At 42.3% G+C, this 17,104-nt stretch carries 17 protein-coding genes; 11 read left to right on the forward strand and 6 right to left on the reverse strand.

Annotated features, from left to right (window positions below; translation table 11 throughout):
* Window positions 1-55 precede the first annotated feature (55 nt).
* The gene (locus IDJ75_RS01005; RefSeq protein WP_191173758.1) at window positions 56-442 is read left to right on the forward strand and encodes a DUF1634 domain-containing protein; all 387 of its coding nucleotides are present in this window, start codon (window positions 56-58) and stop codon (window positions 440-442) included.
* A gap of 39 nt (window positions 443-481) precedes the next feature.
* Entirely contained in the window at window positions 482-703 is a 222-nt protein-coding gene (locus tag IDJ75_RS01010; protein WP_191173759.1) for a KTSC domain-containing protein, read from the forward strand.
* Window positions 704-714: 11 nt separating this feature from the next.
* On the opposite strand, the gene IDJ75_RS01015 is transcribed toward IDJ75_RS01010, so the two are convergent.
* Window positions 715-3,147, reverse strand: coding sequence for an outer membrane beta-barrel protein (locus IDJ75_RS01015; RefSeq protein WP_191173760.1), 2,433 nt, complete (start codon window positions 3,145-3,147; stop codon window positions 715-717).
* A 195-nt stretch (window positions 3,148-3,342) separates the two neighbouring features.
* Here IDJ75_RS01015 and IDJ75_RS01020 point away from each other — a divergent pair, with 195 nt between their 5' ends.
* On the forward strand, window positions 3,343-4,626 hold the full coding sequence (locus IDJ75_RS01020) for a serine aminopeptidase domain-containing protein (RefSeq protein WP_191173761.1): 1,284 nt from the start codon (window positions 3,343-3,345) through the stop codon (window positions 4,624-4,626).
* A 64-nt stretch (window positions 4,627-4,690) separates the two neighbouring features.
* On the opposite strand, the gene IDJ75_RS01025 is transcribed toward IDJ75_RS01020, so the two are convergent.
* A complete protein-coding gene (locus IDJ75_RS01025; RefSeq protein WP_191173762.1) occupies window positions 4,691-5,164 on the reverse strand; it encodes a DinB family protein in 474 nt (157 codons plus the stop codon).
* 94 nt (window positions 5,165-5,258) lie between these two features.
* Between IDJ75_RS01025 and IDJ75_RS01030 the strand changes: the two genes are divergently transcribed.
* Window positions 5,259-7,034: a DUF885 domain-containing protein gene (locus tag IDJ75_RS01030; protein WP_317173724.1), complete on the forward strand. Its 1,776-nt coding sequence runs from the start codon at window positions 5,259-5,261 to the stop codon at window positions 7,032-7,034.
* Window positions 7,035-7,106: 72 nt separating this feature from the next.
* On the opposite strand, the gene IDJ75_RS01035 is transcribed toward IDJ75_RS01030, so the two are convergent.
* Window positions 7,107-7,403 (reverse strand): FtsB family cell division protein, encoded by a 297-nt coding sequence (locus IDJ75_RS01035; RefSeq protein WP_191173763.1) that lies wholly within the window; start codon window positions 7,401-7,403, stop codon window positions 7,107-7,109.
* A gap of 239 nt (window positions 7,404-7,642) precedes the next feature.
* Window positions 7,643-9,001 carry a DEAD/DEAH box helicase gene (locus IDJ75_RS01040; RefSeq protein WP_191173764.1) on the reverse strand — a complete coding sequence of 453 codons (1,359 nt, stop codon included), beginning with the start codon at window positions 8,999-9,001 and terminating at the stop codon, window positions 7,643-7,645.
* Window positions 9,002-9,360: 359 nt separating this feature from the next.
* Here IDJ75_RS01040 and IDJ75_RS01045 point away from each other — a divergent pair, with 359 nt between their 5' ends.
* The 5 genes from IDJ75_RS01045 to IDJ75_RS01065 are packed head-to-tail and all read left to right on the forward strand — an operon-like array spanning window position 9,361 to window position 13,249.
* Window positions 9,361-10,218: an STAS domain-containing protein gene (locus IDJ75_RS01045; RefSeq protein ID WP_191173765.1), complete on the forward strand. Its 858-nt coding sequence runs from the start codon at window positions 9,361-9,363 to the stop codon at window positions 10,216-10,218.
* A gap of 13 nt (window positions 10,219-10,231) precedes the next feature.
* Entirely contained in the window at window positions 10,232-10,642 is a 411-nt protein-coding gene (locus IDJ75_RS01050) for an STAS domain-containing protein (RefSeq protein WP_191173766.1), read from the forward strand.
* Entirely contained in the window at window positions 10,623-11,036 is a 414-nt protein-coding gene (locus IDJ75_RS01055) for an anti-sigma regulatory factor (RefSeq protein WP_191173767.1), read from the forward strand. The genes IDJ75_RS01050 and IDJ75_RS01055 overlap by 20 nt, the downstream gene beginning before the upstream one ends.
* Entirely contained in the window at window positions 11,029-12,039 is a 1,011-nt protein-coding gene (locus IDJ75_RS01060; RefSeq protein WP_191173768.1) for an ATP-binding protein, read from the forward strand. The genes IDJ75_RS01055 and IDJ75_RS01060 overlap by 8 nt, the downstream gene beginning before the upstream one ends.
* A gap of 1 nt (window position 12,040) precedes the next feature.
* Window positions 12,041-13,249 carry a sensor histidine kinase gene (locus IDJ75_RS01065; protein ID WP_191173769.1) on the forward strand — a complete coding sequence of 403 codons (1,209 nt, stop codon included), beginning with the start codon at window positions 12,041-12,043 and terminating at the stop codon, window positions 13,247-13,249.
* Between the two features lie 89 nt (window positions 13,250-13,338).
* Here IDJ75_RS01065 and lspA read toward each other — a convergent pair whose 3' ends face one another.
* Both lspA and carA read right to left on the reverse strand, forming a co-directional pair.
* The gene (gene lspA, locus IDJ75_RS01070) at window positions 13,339-13,863 is read right to left on the reverse strand and encodes a signal peptidase II (protein WP_191173770.1); all 525 of its coding nucleotides are present in this window, start codon (window positions 13,861-13,863) and stop codon (window positions 13,339-13,341) included.
* A 216-nt stretch (window positions 13,864-14,079) separates the two neighbouring features.
* Complete coding sequence (gene carA, locus IDJ75_RS01075; protein WP_191173771.1) at window positions 14,080-15,183, reverse strand: glutamine-hydrolyzing carbamoyl-phosphate synthase small subunit; 1,104 nt, start codon at window positions 15,181-15,183, stop codon at window positions 14,080-14,082.
* Window positions 15,184-15,475: 292 nt separating this feature from the next.
* Between carA and panB the strand changes: the two genes are divergently transcribed.
* Both panB and IDJ75_RS01085 read left to right on the forward strand, forming a co-directional pair.
* Window positions 15,476-16,291: a 3-methyl-2-oxobutanoate hydroxymethyltransferase gene (gene panB, locus IDJ75_RS01080; protein WP_191173772.1), complete on the forward strand. Its 816-nt coding sequence runs from the start codon at window positions 15,476-15,478 to the stop codon at window positions 16,289-16,291.
* Window positions 16,292-16,375: 84 nt separating this feature from the next.
* On the forward strand, window positions 16,376-17,098 hold the full coding sequence (locus tag IDJ75_RS01085) for an RluA family pseudouridine synthase (RefSeq protein WP_191173773.1): 723 nt from the start codon (window positions 16,376-16,378) through the stop codon (window positions 17,096-17,098).
* Window positions 17,099-17,104: the final 6 nt, after the last annotated feature.

The raw sequence follows: 17,104 nt of genomic DNA on the forward strand, positions 1-17,104 counted from the left end.
CATTATTTTCGGCTTTGTTATTGAGTAAAACCAAACTTGATGACCTAAATACTCAATGATAAAGAACAGTTTTAAAGATAAAGACATGCAGGCGGTGATAGGATGGGTGCTGCGTGCCGGTGTTTTTATATCTATGACTATTGTTTTTATTGGTGGTGTAATTTACCTGTACCGCCATGGCCATACTATAGCCAACTACCACCAGTTTAAGGGTGTGCCCGATTTTGTGCACAGCGCAGGCGGCATTATAAATGGCATTGTGCATTTAAGGGGCAGGGCTATTATACAGGCCGGTATCATTCTGCTTATAGCAACTCCTATCATCCGTGTAATATTTAGCGCTGTAGGGTTCATTCTCGAAAAGGACCACCTGTACACAGGCATTACCTTTATTGTACTGCTTATTATTATTATCAGCGCCTTAAGCGGCCATGCCGGATAATTTTTAAAAACCATTTTGGCTCTGTATTGCTGTATTAATATGCGCAGGCGGGCAGTAAATTCATCGGCTTTACAAAGTATTGGTTACGATGCTGAAAGGCACATCCTCGAACTGGAATTTAGGGATAATGGCGGCGTATGGCAATATTTTAACTTTAAGCCTGCAGCCTATAAAAAGTTTGTGAACAGCCAATCGCTTGGGAATTTTTTTGTTACCCGTATAAAGGGGAAATATCCGGAAGAGAAAGTGGAATTTCTTTAATTGAATTGCTGTTATTTTATGCTCATGCGGCTCTGTACATCTTCGTTACCGGTAACGTGGCCGGCGGCGCCCTTAACTGTTGCGCGGCCAAAACGGTAGCTGAAATTTATATTTATCTTCCTGTATTCCCTTAAGTCAACCAGGCGCAAGTTTAGGTTTTGATAATTAGTGTATATCCTATCCTTATAGGTTTTAAAAATATCGTTAGCGGTAATACTCAGTTTCCCCAGCTTATGAAATATATCCTTACTTATACCGGCGTTTGCCATAAAAGTTGGCCTGTACTGATTGATGCCGTAAAATGTAGCAGTTTCATATTTTCCGGATAATTGCGCGGCAATAGTTTTGCTTATCTTAAAATCCTGTGCCGAAGAAATGATCAGATCCCCGGTACCTTTGTTAAGATTGCCGTACCGTGCATAGGCAATGTACCGCTGATAGGATGCGTCAATATCATAGTTGCTTGTCCACCATTCGGTGAATTGTAGCGGTGCATTTATATTGATACCATAAGTATAAGCCCGGCCAAGGTTAACTTCGGTAGTGAGGCTTATTTTTGAGGCATCGTTCTGCTGGTAAAAAGGGAAGGTTGCGCCTGTACTTAAATTTGCATATAAGCTGGTTGTAATTTCGCGGTTATAAGTGTGGCTTAAACTTATTTTATTATTGTATTGAGGTTGCAGATAAGGGTTACCCGCCTGGTAATTATAAAGGTCTACAAAGTAAATAAAGGGATTAAGCTTATCATAACTTGGCCTGTTGATGCCGCGGGTAAATGATAGGGCATATTCATTTTTATCGTTATAGCGGTAATTAAGCAATATCGTAGGGAACAGGTTAAAATATTTATGTGGGGTTACTAAATTAGTAGTGACCGAAGTGCCTTTATTATCGGTGTATTCGCCGCGTAAACCGGCGTCAAGGTCAAATTTGCCAAATTTGCCGTTATAATCAGCATAAGCTGCTGCAATGCTTTCGATGAACAAAAATCGATTGCTAAAAGCAGGGTTAATAGTGTATACGCCATTTACCTGCGGGCCAAAAACAAAGTTATTATCTGTTTGCGTGCGGCTAAATTTTAACCCGGCATCAAATTTCGAGCTTTTTGGCAGCGGGTTGCTGTATTCCAATAAAGCTGTCCAATTGTTAGTTTTTGTAGGCGATATATTTTGCAGCAGCAGCGGGTCACGGTAAACAGCACCCGCATCATCAAAAAACTCATTAGTTATATATTCAGCCGATTGGCGTTTAGCACGTGTGTGTGTAATATTAGCCGTTATTGTACGGCCTGTTTTATCAAGCTTACCGGTATAATTAACATTGTAATTTATATTAGAGATGTTCCTGTCAATAGTTGAATTGGCCACAATAATTGAATCGAGTACTCCCCGGTTTGCTATTTTTAGCGTGTTATTCTTATCAAAATCGTTATTATTAACTATACCGCTTACTAAAAAGCCAATGCTCTGGTTTGCGGATAAAAAGAAATCAGTACCCAGCCTAAAGTTATGAACTTGTGATTCTTGTATGTTTTTATAGATACTGGAGTAACTGCTTTGTACACCTGCGTAACTAATGCCCCTGTCATTATGAATTTCCCTAAATGTTTTGGTGCCGTTTATACTATAACTACCAAATAAGTTAAAAACTTTAGTACGCGTATTAAAAGAAACCCCGGTACTTGCTTTGTAATACCGCCCATACCCCACCGATGCATTATAGGTACCGTTAGTACCCAGGTTTTTGCCTTTTTTGTACACAATATTAACCACGCCACCCGCGGCTGCGTCATATTTGGCCGAGCCATTTTTTAATATCTCTATGCGGTCGATATTGCCAGCCTGTGTGCCTTTTAAAAGCGTAGAAAGGTCTGCGCCGGATAAGTTTGTGGCTTTGCCGTCTATCAAAACCAAGGCATCCTGCCTGCCACTAATGCTTACATTATCATTATTATCAACACGCACACCTGGCGATTGCCTTAAAACCTCTAATACCGATTGCCCGTCGGCAATAATGCTGGCTGCGGGGTTTATAATGGTTTTATCGGGCCTCACCTCTATATATGGCCTGCGGCCTATTATGGCAACTTCTTTTAATTCGGTATTTAGGGCCGCTAAGGTTATTGCAGTAATATTTATGGTTTGGCCGCTTGCAACATTATATGGTTGCGAATAAGTTTTATTACTGCCCAGCATGGTAGCAAACAGCACATATTTGCCCGGGTTAATATGTGTAAACTGGTAGGCGCCTGTGTTGTTAACCAAGGCCGACATAACGATGGTAGAATCGGGCAGGTTTAATAAAACAACTGTTGCAGCTTCGGCCGGTTTATTATTTTGTATAAAAACACTACCGCGAATAACAGAAGAGCCTGTTTGGGCGTAACAAAAACTAAATAAGCTTGCCAGGATAGCCGCAAAAAAGCATCCAATTTTAACCTTCATTAATATACCTCGTAGATTTTTTCCTTATAGTTATCCCTTTAAAAGTTCAATATAATAACAATATTGCAATAGGGGATAGGTTATAAGTGCTGTTTACGTATTTGCATATGTAAATGTTTCTTAAGTTATTACTATAAAAAAGTAAAGTCCTCTCTATTTTATTAATTTCGCAAATACATTATTTGCTTTAATATAATGAGAAGAATTTACCTTATAGCTTTTGTTTTAATATTCGCCACAGTATTTAATGCTGATAGCCAACCTGCCAACTATGCGGCTGTTGCAAATAAGTTTAAGCAGTTTTATAATGCCGGCCAGCCCGATAGTATTTTTAACATGTTTAGCGCAGAAATGAAAGCCAGCTTGCCGCTTGCTCAATTTAAACCTACTACTATTCAGCTAAAATCGCAGTTGGGTGCTTTAAATAAAACAGAGTTTTTAAAATATAACCAACCTTTAGCAATGTATAAGGCAACGTTTGATAATGCTGTTTTTTTGTTGAATATAACCCTTAATAATCAAAGCAAATTAACAGGCCTGTTGCTAAGCCCGTTTGTAGAGGATGCAAAAACCATAGCGCTTGATCCTTCTCTTAAAGAATCGGCGGTACTGCTTAAAACATTGTCGGGTTCAATATCAGGTACCTTAACTATGCCTACTAATGTGAGCGGTAAAATACCGGTTGTGCTTATTATAGCGGGGTCTGGCCCAACAGACCGGGATGGTAACAGCGCTAAATTAGGGCTTAATGGCAATACTTACAAAATGCTGGCAAATGAGTTGGGTAAAAATAACATTGCTACATTACGATATGATAAACGCCTTGTTGGCCAAAGCGTTAGCACTACTAAGGAAAAAGAACTGCGTTTTGAAGATTACGTGGATGATGCCGTTGGGTTGATAAACCAATTAAGCGAAGATAAACGCTTCTCTAAAGTTATTGTTTTAGGCCATAGCGAGGGTTCGCTTGTGGGGATATTATCCATACGAGATCAACCGGTTAACGCCTTTATCTCTGTGGCAGGAGCAGGCCGGTCGGCAGATATTATTGTTACCGAGCAAATGAAATCGCAACCAAAATATGTTGCAGATAACTTTAAAACCATGCTGGATAGCCTGAAAAAGGGCAAGTTTACAGAAAATATAGATCCTAAAATATACGCCATTGCACGCCCGGATATTCAACCGTACTTAATGTCGTGGTTTAGATATTCGCCTGCAAAAGAACTAAAGAAAGCAAAGGTGCCGGTACTGATAATACAGGGTACAAATGATATCCAGGTTCCGGTAACAGATGCCGACCTGCTTAAAAAAGCAAAATCGGATGCGGTTTTAACCATTATACCCGGCATGAACCATATATTAAAGGAGGCCCCTGCCGATAGAGAGCAAAATTTGGCCACCTACAACAAGCCTGATCTGCCGCTTAAACCCGAACTTGTAACCGCAATAGTGAACTTTGTAAAGGGACTGAAGTAAATGTGCAGATATGCAGATAAACATTTGCACATCTGCATATTCGCACATCTACCCATTCGGGCCATTATTTCCACGCACCCAGCAATCGGCGCAATAATATAATTTCTGAGGTATGGTATGATGTATGGTCGGCCATTTGCAGTGCCTCGCGCAGGATGCTTTGGCCATCACCGTGCGGTATCTTCTCATAAATATCGTTGCTTTTTAATAGAGCTATAAATTCATTCCTATCGTCATTTATCTGTTTTATAGTATTATCCCATGCAGCCTCATCTGCCGGGGAGCTTTCTTTTGGCCAGTAATCATCCGGCCACTTTGGCGATTTGTGACTACCGTCTTTACTGAATTCCAGCATATCCCACTGTGCAATGCGGATGTGTTCGGCCAGTTGCCAGATACTATAAGGTAGATTATGCGGTTTTACACCGCGCAAATCGGCCGGCAGATCATCCAATGCATCTTTTAAAGTAGCGTGCGCACCGCCGCCTTCAAGCAGCTTTATGAGCTCATTTATTAAAATTTCGTGTCGGTTATCCATAATACTTCATTTGTTGTTTAACAAATTAGATACAGGTTTGATTTATATGAACCAAAAGTTTTAAGTTTATGCACCAAAGCAAAACTGTAACGTAGTGATCAAAAAAATACTATTAATGGCCCTTTATGTGGCTGCCTTTACAGCCTGTAAAAAGGATGGACAATCAATGCAGGATGAATCTTTAAAAGACGATGCTGCTTTTTTAAGGTACGAAGACCATTTTTTGGAGGAATTATGGAAAAACAATCCAGACTGGGCAACAAGCGTAGGCTATCATAAATACGACAGCCTGTTAGTAGTACCTACTGATAAAGCCCGGGACCAGTCGATAAAGTTCGCTAAAGTGCAGCTGGATTCATTGAGCCGCTATCCTGAGGGCACCTTAAGCGATGCCAATAAGATAGACCATCACATGATAAAAAACCAGATGGAGAGCATACAGTGGAATTTAGAGCAGCTAAAAGCCTATCAGTGGGACCCCTCATCATACAACGTAATAGGTACGTTTGCATCCATACTTAACGAACATTACGCGCCGCTTACCCAGCGCTTGCGCAGTTTTTATCAAAAAATGCAGAACATACCGGCTTATTATAAAGAAGCTGAAAAACAATTGAAAAACCCCGTGGCCGAGCTTACCCAGCTGGCTATTGACCAACACCTGGGTGGTGTGGGTGTTATTGAGAATGATTTTGCCGATTCGCTTAAGAAAACAAATATCCCCGCTGCCGAGCAAAAGCTAATGACCGAAAGGGCAAAGCTATCGGCCGATGCCATAAAAGGTTATGCAGCGTTTTTAAAGGCTATGAAAAATGATAAGCCACGCAGCTTTAGGTTAGGAAAGGAGTTTTACGAAGCTAAATTTAAGTACGATATACAAGCCGAAGGTACAGCGCAGCAAACCTATAACTCGGCGGTTGAACGCAAAAAATACCTGCACCGCGAAATGGCTAAGCTAAGCAGGCAGCTTTGGCCAAAATATTTTGGTACGCAAGCTATGCCTAAAGATTCGCTTGAGTATATTGCTAAAGTGATAGATACCCTGTCATCTAAGCATGTTGCACCTGGCGATTTTCAATCGGCTATTGAACAGGAGATACCCAAGCTTACGGCTTTTATACGGTCAAAAGACCTGTTGACCATGGATCCATCAAAGCCCTTGGTAGTACGCAAAGAACCGGGTTACATGGCTGGTGTTGCAGGTGCTTCTATCAGCTCGCCGGGGCCGTACGATAAAAATGGCAATACCTATTACAATGTAGGCAGCCTTTCGGGCTGGTCGGCAGAGAAAGCGGAAAGCTATCTGCGCGAATATAATAACTATACCCTGCAGATCCTTTGCATCCATGAGGCTATACCGGGGCATTATACGCAGTTAGTGTATGCTAACAAAGCGCCAAGTATAATAAAATCGGTATTGGGTAATGGCGCTATGGTTGAAGGCTGGGCAGTATTTAGCGAACAGGAGATGATAGACGCCGGCTTTGGTGATGCTGCGCCTGAAATGCGCCTGATGTGGTATAAATGGCACTTGCGGTCAGTTTGTAACACTATACTTGATTACAGTGTACATGCCGGCAGTATGACTAAAGAGCAAGCCATAAAAATGCTGACTAAGGAAGCTTTTCAGCAGCAAGCAGAGGCGGATGGTAAATGGAAACGCGTAAGTGTAAGCAGTGTGCAGTTAACCAGTTATTACACCGGTTACAAAGAAATAAACGCGCTGCACGAAGAATGGAAGAAAAGGCAAGCCAGCAAATATAAGCTTAAACAGTTTAACGAGAAGTTTTTAAGCTACGGCAGTGCCCCGGTTAAGTTTATTAAAGAAGCCATGTTTGCTATACCTAAAATAGATACGAAGACAAATTAGGGCATGTGCAAATGTGCAGACCTGCAGATAATATAATGCAGATCTGGACATCCACATACCTGATATCAATCATTATTTTTTCTTCTCGTGAACGATAACAAAAACATCTTCGTTATCTTTTTTCATGAGGTATTTTTCGCGGGCAAATTTCTCGAGTTTGGTTTTGTCAGAGGTAAGTTCGCCAAGGTCTTTGTTAACCTTTTCGGTTTCAGTTTTATAAAAAATTTGCTCCTGCTTTAATTTATCAAGCTGTTGGTGATATTCGTATTGCGAGAACAGGTCGTTCTTATCAAAGAAGATCATCCAGACAACAAAAGCCACCGTAACCAGGAAGAATTTATTCTTTATAAGGTCAAAAAGGCGTTTCATTTGTTCTGGTTGAATTTTCACTTAAAGCTATTTAATTTCTTTGGAGGTTGCAAATATGGTTATTAACATCCTAACATAAAAAATTTTATGATTGGAGAACTGTTAAAGCATAAGGAGGAAAAAAGCGGAAAATAGCGCCATTTTTCGACCTTAAAACGCCGAAAAACGCCAAAAAACGGCCGGGAACGGCAATGGCTCGCACCTGTTCGCTAATTCCCGGCTTTTTGTGATCTTTTAAATTATCTCCTGCCTGATGACGACCTGCTTGCGCCGCTCATGCCGCTGGCACCGCCACGGCTGTTGCCGCTACCGCCGCTGCCACCACCACGATGACCCGCCGGCCTGCCGCCTGCGCCCGGCCTTTTGGTGCCGCCGCCATGCCTGCCGCCTGCACTGCCGCCACTTTTCTTAGGCGCGTTTTTGGCTTTGCTCATCATCTTCTCCGTCATGGCTTCATAGCTTAGCGGGTAGGGATGGCCCTGCTCAACAGGAATCTCTTTGGCTATCAGTTTATGAATATCTTTCAGGTAATCTATCTCTTCCTCGCCATCGCAAAAGGTAAGGGCTACACCGCTTGCACCCGCGCGGCCGGTACGGCCAATACGGTGTACGTAGGTTTCGGGTATATTGGGTATCTCGTAATTAATTACGTGGGTAAGCTCGTCAATATCAATACCGCGGGCAGCAATATCTGTAGCTATAAGCACGCGTGTAGTACGGTTTTTAAAGTTGGTTAACGCACGCTGACGAGCGTTTTGCGATTTATTACCGTGGATAGCCTCCGCAGTGATGCCCGCACGTGTCAGATCTTTAACCACCTTATCAGCACCATGCTTGGTACGGGTAAATACCAGCGCGGTCTTAATCTCTTTATCTTTTAAAATATGGTTAAGCAATAAACGCTTATCGCCTTTGCTTACGTAGTATAATGATTGCTGGATGGTATCGGCAGTTGATGATACCGGGGCAACCTCAACCTTTGCAGGTTTTTGCAGGATGCTATCGGCCAGGCTCTGGATCTCGTTAGGCATGGTAGCGCTAAAGAAAAGCGTTTGCCTGTTGGCAGGTACTTTTGCTATTACCTTTTTAACATCGTTTACAAAACCCATATCAAGCATACGGTCGGCTTCATCCAGTATCAGCATTTTTATCTGATCGAGGTGTACAAAGCGCTGGTTCATCAGGTCTAACAAGCGGCCGGGGGTGGCTATCAGTATATCAACACCACGGCGTAAGGCATCAACCTGCGGGCCTTGCGATACACCACCAAAAATAACCAGGTTTTTAAGGCCTGTATGCTTACCATAAGCGGTAAAGCTCTCGCTTATCTGGATAGCCAGTTCGCGGGTTGGGGTTAATATGAGGGCCTTTATAGATTTTTGTTCCTTGTGCTTCAGCTTATCCTGGAATAATAACTGCAGGATAGGTATAGCGAAGGCCGCAGTTTTACCGGTACCGGTTTGCGCACAGCCCAGCAGGTCGCGGTGTTGTAATATATAAGGTATAGCTTGTTCTTGTATAGGGGTAGGGGTTGTATAACCTTCTGCCTTTAAAGCCCTTAAAATAGGCTCAATTAAATTTAAATTTTCAAATGACATGTAATGTTTGTAATGTATGTGTGCTAACGCGAAGCATTAAGCGGGTCCTGAAGAGTATATAATGATCAAAACCGTAAATCAACGGGTAATTATCGCAAATATACGCTTTTTATAATGAAGTATAGCTGTAGGCATTAATGTGATGAATTAGTGACAGGCGCGAACAAAATTCATTATAAAGGCTTATGGTTAATAGCACAGGAGACAAATGCTAAGTGACATTTCCATCTTAAAGCAAGTAATTTAATTATTAAATAATAAATTATTATATTTTGTAATGCAATACCTAATATATACCTTTCACACATAATTTAACTTGTCAAGTTTGGATTTTACTAATCAATCTGTATACTTCAACCATGTCACAAAAAACTTATCAATTGCTACAAAATAAAAAAAAGAACATCCTTGAGCTTTGGATGAAAAACCAACTGACTGACGAAGGACTGCGTGAAGATCTGATCAGTAACGATGAACTTAGAAATCAATCAGAAGAATTAATTGAGGCGCTGGTGGGTAACCTATCGGGCAATAACTTCACCAATCTCGAATCTGATGAGTGGAGCCCTGTTATTGAAATATTAGGCGGTATTGCAATTACACGCGCGCGCCAGGGGTTTAGCCCACGCGAAACGGGTAACTTTGTTTTCTTGCTGAAGGAAGCCATATTGGAAGTATTGCAGCAAGAATTAGAAGACCCTAAAGCACTTTTTGCAGAAAGCCAAAAGATAAACCGCCTGATGGACAACCTGAGCGTGGTTACCTTTGAAACCTTTATTAAGGGCCGCGAGGAAGTGATATTGCGTCAAACAGACGAGATAACAGAAATATCTACACCTGTTATCCGGGTGTGGGAAGGCATCCTGGCCCTGCCTATCATCGGTACGCTTGATAGCGCCCGAACGCAAGTAGTAATGGAAAACCTTTTACAGGAAATTGTGGAAACGGGTTCCAGCATCGCTATACTTGATATATCTGGTGTGCCTGCGGTAGATTCGCTGGTTGCACAACACCTTATTAAAACTGTAAGTGCTACCCGCCTTATGGGTGCCGAGTGTATCATTAGTGGCATCCGGCCCGAGATTGCGCAAACAGTAGTACATTTAGGTATTGATCTTTCTAATATTATTACAAAAGCAACTTTAGCCAGCGCATTGGCCTACTCGTTTAAAATAATGCGCTTAGAAGTTAAAAAGATCGGTACAGTTTCAAAATAATAATATTTAAGTAATGGATAAGATCCCTATTCTCCGGATGGGAGCCTTTTTGCTGGTAAGCATACAGGTTGACCTTTATGACAGACTTGCCCTCAACCTGGAGGCTGACCTGGTGCAAATGGTTAACAAAACAAGTGCAAAAGGGGTTTTGATAGATATTTCCGCAGTCTCTATAGTAGATTCATTTATGGGGCGAATAATAGGCAACATTGCCAGCATGTCGAAAATATTGGATGCCCAAACTGTGGTAGTTGGCATGCAGCCAGCAGTTGCCATTACATTAATTGAACTGGGCTTGCCGCTTAAAGGCGTACATACCGCTTTGGATATGGAAAAAGGCATGAGGTTGCTTAGATCCATGATTGACGATCCTGAAGAGGACGCGGACGAAGACCAGACCATCGATGACTCTATCACTGAGTAAGGATACCATTAAGGTATCAAAAGAGCAGGATGTGGTTTTTTTGAAAAACCGTGTTAAGGAAACTGCAGTAAAAATTAAGATGGGCCTGGTAAACCAAACCCGCTTACTAACAGCCTGCAGCGAACTTGTAAGGAACATGATGCGTTATGCTGATGGGGGCATGTGCCTCATCGAGATAGTATCAAGCGGGCGCAATAACGGCGTACGTTTAACCTTTACCGATAAAGGCCCCGGTATACCTGATATAGTTGCGGCCATGCGCGATGGCTTTTCAACCGGCAAAAGTTTAGGCCTGGGTTTACCAGGCACCAAACGTTTAGTAAACGAATTTGATATTAAGAGTAAGGTAGGCGAAGGTACAGTGGTAACGATATTAAAATGGGCCAATGGTTGATGCAACGCATATCAGTTTTACGGCAGACGACCGTAGTTATTTCTCCCTGATAAAAAAAGAAATACATCGTATAGCAACAGAAGGAGGTATAAACCCTGCCCGCATCAACGAGCTTGACCTGATAGTGGCTGAAATGACCTCTAACTTATTTAAATATAGTAACGATGGCGAACTGCTTATGGGGGTTTTTGCTAACGGGGGCTCGCCCTATGTAGAACTTATTAGTATTGATAACGGCCCGGGGATGGTAAATCCTGCCAGGATGATGCAGGACGGAATATCAACTTCAAATACCCTTGGGCACGGTTTAGGTAGTATGAAAAGGCTCTCGGATACGTTTGAATTATATTCACAGATTGGCTGGGGCACTATTGTATTGAGCCGGGTTTACAGCGAACCGCCAAAAGTAATAACTAAACCGGATGTAATAATGCGGCCTATAGTAGTTTATAAGCCCGGCGAAAAAACCAGCGGCGATGGCTTTACCTTTAAAAAAAACGATACTTATTTAAAGCTGATGCTGGCAGACGGGCTTGGCCATGGGCCCGAAGCTAATAAAGCGGTTAATGAAGCCGCAAATGCTTTTAAGGTATTCCCTGATTTTAGCCCAACCGAAACTATCCGCTTTATACACGCCAATATTAAAAAAACCCGGGGCGCCGTAATAAATATAGTAGGTTATAATTATGAGCAAAAAGTATGGACCTCGGCGGGGGTAGGTAATATAGCAGCACGTTTTTTTGGCCATTCTAACTTTAAAAATCAGATGTCGTATAATGGTATTGTAGGGCATAATATCCCTAACACCATGAACGACCAACAATACCTTGCGGATGAGTATAACTATTTGATGCTTTGCTCTGATGGGATTAAAACACGTATAGATACGGCCCGTTACCCTATGATAACCAAGTACGACCCCGCTATTCTGGCATCAGCTATTTATAAAGACCACGCCCGGCGTACTGATGATATGTCTGTGGTTATCGCAAAAATAAAATGAGATGAAAGAAGTAGTTAATATGTCGTTAGAGAACGATATGGATCTTGTGCTGGCCCACAAAAAATCAATGAAGGTTGCTGAAAAACTTGGTTTAACAACAGCAACACAAACTACTTTTGCCACTGCTGTATCAGAAATAGCCAGAACAGTTATAGAATATACCGATAATGGAACCCTGACTATCGGGCTCGACCAGAACAAAACCCGTTATACTTTAGTAGCGCTGGTTGCTTTTGAAAGCGATGTGGCTTTTACTAAGGCCAACGAGGGTTTTTTTTATGCGCAAAAACTGGTTCCTGAGTTTGAACTAACGGCTAACCAGGGCCGCTATACAATTGAAATGAAGATAGGGGTACCCCGCTCCCTAAAATTGGATCCTATAAAAATAAAACTTCTGCGCGATTTTTTTATACACCAGCCGCCCGTTAGCGCCTATGAAGAAATTAAACGCCGCAACACAAGCCTCTCTAAAATAGCAGAGGAAAAGGATGAAGAAATAAGGCAATCGAAACTAATTGACGAGAAAAAAACCGAATTTATATCAATAGCCAGCCACGAACTTAAAACACCAATGACAGTGTTAAAGGCTTATACACAAATAGCTAAAGCTACCAAAGAGCCGATATCTGAGCAACTAAAAAAGGTTTTGGGGAAAATAGATGTGCAGGCATCAAAGCTAAATTCGCTTGTGCAACAACTTTTAGATATATCTAAAATTGAAAATGGCAGTTTGCAGTATAATATGGAAAACGTACAGCTGAACGGCTTTATAGCAGACCAACTGGCTGTAATGCAGCAAATTTTACCTAACCATATTTTGGAGTGTGTTTTAGACAGGGATGTACAGATAGTAGCCGATGCTTTAAGAATGGAGCAAGTGTTTTCAAACTTATTGGGAAACGCTGCGAAGTACTCGCTGCCGAATACTAAAATTGAAGTTAATACAACCATTGAAACAGACGGCCGTGTTACTATTTCTATAAAAGATTATGGAAAAGGCATGTCGGCCCAAACCATGCAGCTAATATTTGAAAAATTTTACCGTGCTAAGGATGTGATAGCCACACATTCGGGGCTGGGCATGGGGTTATACGTTACCTCAAAAATAATTAACGATCATGGAGGTAAAATATGGGCCGAAAGTGAGGAGAACAAATGGACAATGTTCCATTTCAGCCTGCCGGTACTTAACGCGGAATTACTTATTTAAGCATAGCATAACAAGCCTGTATTTTATCATTAACAGAGATGATTTCTATATAAATAGAATAAAAGTGAGGGTAACTTACAATACAGTAGTTATTCCTCAGTAACCACCGCTTCAGCTGTCTTTTCATCACCCTTCTTCAAAAAGGCATCCAGCAGGATAAGGCCAAAACCTATCATAATAGAAACATCGGCGGCGTTAAAAATACCCGTTTGCAAACTGCCGAACTTGATGTGCAAAAAATCGGTAACGGAGCCATGTACAATCCTGTCGTACAGGTTGCCCAGGCCTCCGCCAATACAAAAAATAATACCTACTGACATTAAGCTGCCCAGGTTCTTTTTTATCAGCACATAAACCAGGCCGCCAAACAGGGCCAGTACCGGTAGCAATGTAAGCAGTATAAATCTGAACGGTTGTACCAATTCGGCGCCAAGGCTTAAAAAAGCACCGGTATTTTCTACATGTAGCAGGGTAACATGGTCGTTAAAAAAACGATACTGATCGTAATAGTTGATGTGTGCGCGCATCATTGATTTGGTAACCTGGTCGCACCCCAGGTTTAAACAAAGTATAAGTACCAGGACTATGATGCGGGTTGTGCCTTTTAATTTCATTAGGGCTAAAGTATAAAGAGATTTTGAAAATAGCGATGTAATCGCGAAACCATTTTAATCGCTTGTTGCATACGGGCATAAGGTTCAAAGGCGCAATACTTCACGTCTACCACCATGCTAACCTTACTGCCGCGTATAAAAAAAGCCTTTCAAGTAAAACTCGAAAGGCTTTTTATCATCTGCACATCTGCATATTCACGCATCTGCACATCGAAATTATTTTTTCATCATACTTATAAAATCATCAAACAGGTAGCGGCTGTCATGCGGGCCTGGCGACGATTCGGGGTGGTACTGTACCGAAAACGCGTTTTTATTTTTTACACGGATACCTTCTATCGACTGGTCGTTCAGGTTTACGTGGGTAATTTCTACTTTGTCGGATGCCTTTACAGCCTCGGGTACTACACCAAAACCGTGGTTTTGTGAAGTAACCTCGCAATGGTTAATAATTACGTTTTTAACCGGGTGGTTTAAACCGCGGTGGCCGTTAAACATTTTTTTGGTTGGGATATCATTAGCTAAAGCCAATAACTGGTGGCCAAGGCAAATACCAAACATGGGTTTATCGGTAGCTAAAATCTTTTTAACGGTATCAATGGCGTATGGCATAGCCGATGGATCGCCGGGGCCGTTTGATATAAAGTAACCCGATGGTGCAAAATCCTTCTCCATTTCTTCGAAAGTGGTTTTTGCGGGGTAAACTTTGGCGTACACATCGCGGTCGTCAAAGTTGCGCAGGATGTTCTTTTTAACGCCAAGGTCAAGCACGGCTACACGGTAGGCAGCGTTCTCGTCGCCAAAAGTGTAGCTTTCTTTTGTTGATACCTGTGATGAAAGCTCCAGCCCGTCCATATCAGGCGCTTCGGCCAGTTTGGCTTTCAGCTCGTCAAGGTCCAGAATCTCTGAAGAGATAATAGCGTTCATGGCGCCTTTATCGCGGATGTGTCGAACGATCTGGCGGGTATCTACATCAGAGATGCCAACTATGTTCTGCTCCTGGAAATAATCCTGTATAGATTCGGTTGCCTGTTTGCGGCTGTAGGCAATGTTATAGTTTTTGCAAACCAGGCCGGCTATCTGGATATTACCCGATTCAACCTCATCAGTATTGATGCCGTAGTTACCAATGTGCGCATTGGTGGCTACCATGATCTGCCCGAAGTAAGATGGGTCGGTAAAAATTTCCTGGTAGCCGGTCATGCCGGTATTAAAGCAAATTTCGCCTGTGGTAGTACCTATTTTACCGGCAGCTTTACCGTAAAAAACGGTACCGTCGGCTAATAATAAAACAGCAGGTAATTTGGTGAAATGATTCATTTAGCAAAAAAATTGAAAGGGTTAAATATTCGGATTTTCTGGCTCGAAGCTCCGTGAAAAGAAAGCGTATGGCTGAAGTAAGATACCTCTTTATTCACGCCGCAAAAATAGAAAAATATTTACGATTTTAGATGTACGATTTCAGATTTATTGAAATATATGGCGGTATGAGATTTTTTATGAAACAAGGCTGCTTTGCGGCGGGTTATCTGCCAAATCCCAAATCGTAATTCTAAAATCGTAATTCTAAAATCAAAACCTACCTTTGCACTACAAAAACTAAATAGATACCATGTCGGTAAACAGGGAAGTTAAACGCATTACCACGCATATATTGCAGGAAATGAAGAACCGTGGCGAAAAGATAGCCATGCTTACAGCTTACGATTATTCGATGGCCGCCATTGTAGATAACGCAGGTATGGATATCATTCTGGTGGGCGATTCGGCCAGTAATGTTATGGCCGGGCACGAAACCACGCTGCCTATCACCTTAGACCAGATGATCTACCACGCATCATCAGTAGTACGCGCGGCAAAGCGGGCACTGGTAATTGTAGATCTTCCCTTTGGCTCATACCAGGGTAACTCTAAAGAAGCGCTGGCATCAGCCATCCGTATTATGAAGGAGGCCGGTGCGCATGGGGTTAAAATGGAGGGCGGCGTAGAAATTGCAGAATCTGTGAGCAGGATACTAACCGCAGGCATCCCGGTAATGGGCCACCTGGGTTTAACCCCGCAATCCATCTATAAATTTGGTACCTATACCGTACGTGCCAAAGAAGAAGCCGAAGCTGCTAAACTTAAAGAGGATGCCCTGAAGTTACAGGAACTTGGTTGTTTTGGGATAGTGCTTGAAAAGATCCCGGCCAAATTAGCTGCCGAAGTAAGTAGATCAATCAGCATACCAACCATTGGTATTGGCGCAGGCCAGCATTGCGACGGGCAGGTGTTGGTGATACATGATATGCTGGGTATAAATAAAGGGTTTAAACCCCGCTTTTTACGCCAGTACGCCAATTTGTTTGATGTGATGAACGATGCCATCAGCAACTACGTTGGCGACGTAAAAGCAAAAAGCTTCCCTAACGAGAAGGAAGAATATTAGAAGATGTGCACATGTGCGAATATGCAGATGTGCAAATGAAAAAACACTTTCGGGCTTCCGGACTGCGGACTTCCGACTTAACATATGGCACGACCAGAATTTAACTATATAAGTAAGGATATTACCGATGCTGATATACTGTATGAGGATAACCACCTGATAGCGGTAAACAAGCGCGCGGGCGATATTGTGCAGGTTGATGATACGGGTGACGAATCGTTGGACGAGAAGGTTAAAAGGTATATAGCCCAAAAATACAACAAGCCAAATGGCGCATTCCTGGGTGTTGTTCACCGTTTAGACAGGCCCGTGAGCGGGGTTATCCTGTTCGCTAAAACCAGCAAGGCTTTAGAGCGTATTAACAAAATGTTTAAAGGGCGCGAAATGCATAAAACCTATTATGCCATTGTACGCAAACGCCCATACCCCGAGGCTGGTAACCTGGTGCATTACCTGGTCAAAAACCCGCAGAAAAACGTAACCAAAGCCCATGATAAAGAAGTGGCCGGCAGCCAGCGGTCTGAACTGAATTACAAACTGGTAGGGGAGCGGGATGGCTACTATGTAATAGAAGTAGACCCGATAACCGGCCGCCCGCACCAGATAAGGGTGCAGCTATCAACGTTAGGGTGCCCCATTGTTGGCGATAATAAATATGGTTACCCGCGCGGCAGCCTGCGTAAAAGTATTTGCCTGCATGCCCGCCGCCTGCAATTTATCCACCCGGTAAAAAACGAACCCATACTGATTGTGGCTCCACTGCCTAAAGATGGTTTTTGGGAAAAGTTTGAAGGGTTGATAGCGTAATTTATC

Origin of the sequence: Mucilaginibacter rigui (genome assembly GCF_014773275.1) — a bacterium.
GTDB lineage: Bacteria > Bacteroidota > Bacteroidia > Sphingobacteriales > Sphingobacteriaceae > Mucilaginibacter > Mucilaginibacter rigui_A.

Coding starts and splice junctions, on each gene's coding strand:
- IDJ75_RS01055 (WP_191173767.1), top strand. CDS start 10,623: ATGACTCTATCACTGAGTAAGGATACCATTAAGGTATCAAAAGAGCAG.
- IDJ75_RS01010 (WP_191173759.1), top strand. CDS start 482: ATGCGCAGGCGGGCAGTAAATTCATCGGCTTTACAAAGTATTGGTTAC.
- carA (WP_191173771.1), bottom strand. CDS start 15,183: ATGAATCATTTCACCAAATTACCTGCTGTTTTATTATTAGCCGACGGT.
- IDJ75_RS01060 (WP_191173768.1), top strand. CDS start 11,029: ATGGTTGATGCAACGCATATCAGTTTTACGGCAGACGACCGTAGTTAT.
- IDJ75_RS01040 (WP_191173764.1), bottom strand. CDS start 9,001: ATGTCATTTGAAAATTTAAATTTAATTGAGCCTATTTTAAGGGCTTTA.
- IDJ75_RS01085 (WP_191173773.1), top strand. CDS start 16,376: ATGGCACGACCAGAATTTAACTATATAAGTAAGGATATTACCGATGCT.
- IDJ75_RS01020 (WP_191173761.1), top strand. CDS start 3,343: ATGAGAAGAATTTACCTTATAGCTTTTGTTTTAATATTCGCCACAGTA.
- lspA (WP_191173770.1), bottom strand. CDS start 13,863: ATGAAATTAAAAGGCACAACCCGCATCATAGTCCTGGTACTTATACTT.
- IDJ75_RS01045 (WP_191173765.1), top strand. CDS start 9,361: ATGTCACAAAAAACTTATCAATTGCTACAAAATAAAAAAAAGAACATC.
- IDJ75_RS01050 (WP_191173766.1), top strand. CDS start 10,232: ATGGATAAGATCCCTATTCTCCGGATGGGAGCCTTTTTGCTGGTAAGC.
- IDJ75_RS01015 (WP_191173760.1), bottom strand. CDS start 3,147: ATGAAGGTTAAAATTGGATGCTTTTTTGCGGCTATCCTGGCAAGCTTA.
- panB (WP_191173772.1), top strand. CDS start 15,476: ATGTCGGTAAACAGGGAAGTTAAACGCATTACCACGCATATATTGCAG.
- IDJ75_RS01065 (WP_191173769.1), top strand. CDS start 12,041: ATGAAAGAAGTAGTTAATATGTCGTTAGAGAACGATATGGATCTTGTG.
- IDJ75_RS01005 (WP_191173758.1), top strand. CDS start 56: ATGATAAAGAACAGTTTTAAAGATAAAGACATGCAGGCGGTGATAGGA.
- IDJ75_RS01035 (WP_191173763.1), bottom strand. CDS start 7,403: ATGAAACGCCTTTTTGACCTTATAAAGAATAAATTCTTCCTGGTTACG.
- IDJ75_RS01025 (WP_191173762.1), bottom strand. CDS start 5,164: ATGGATAACCGACACGAAATTTTAATAAATGAGCTCATAAAGCTGCTT.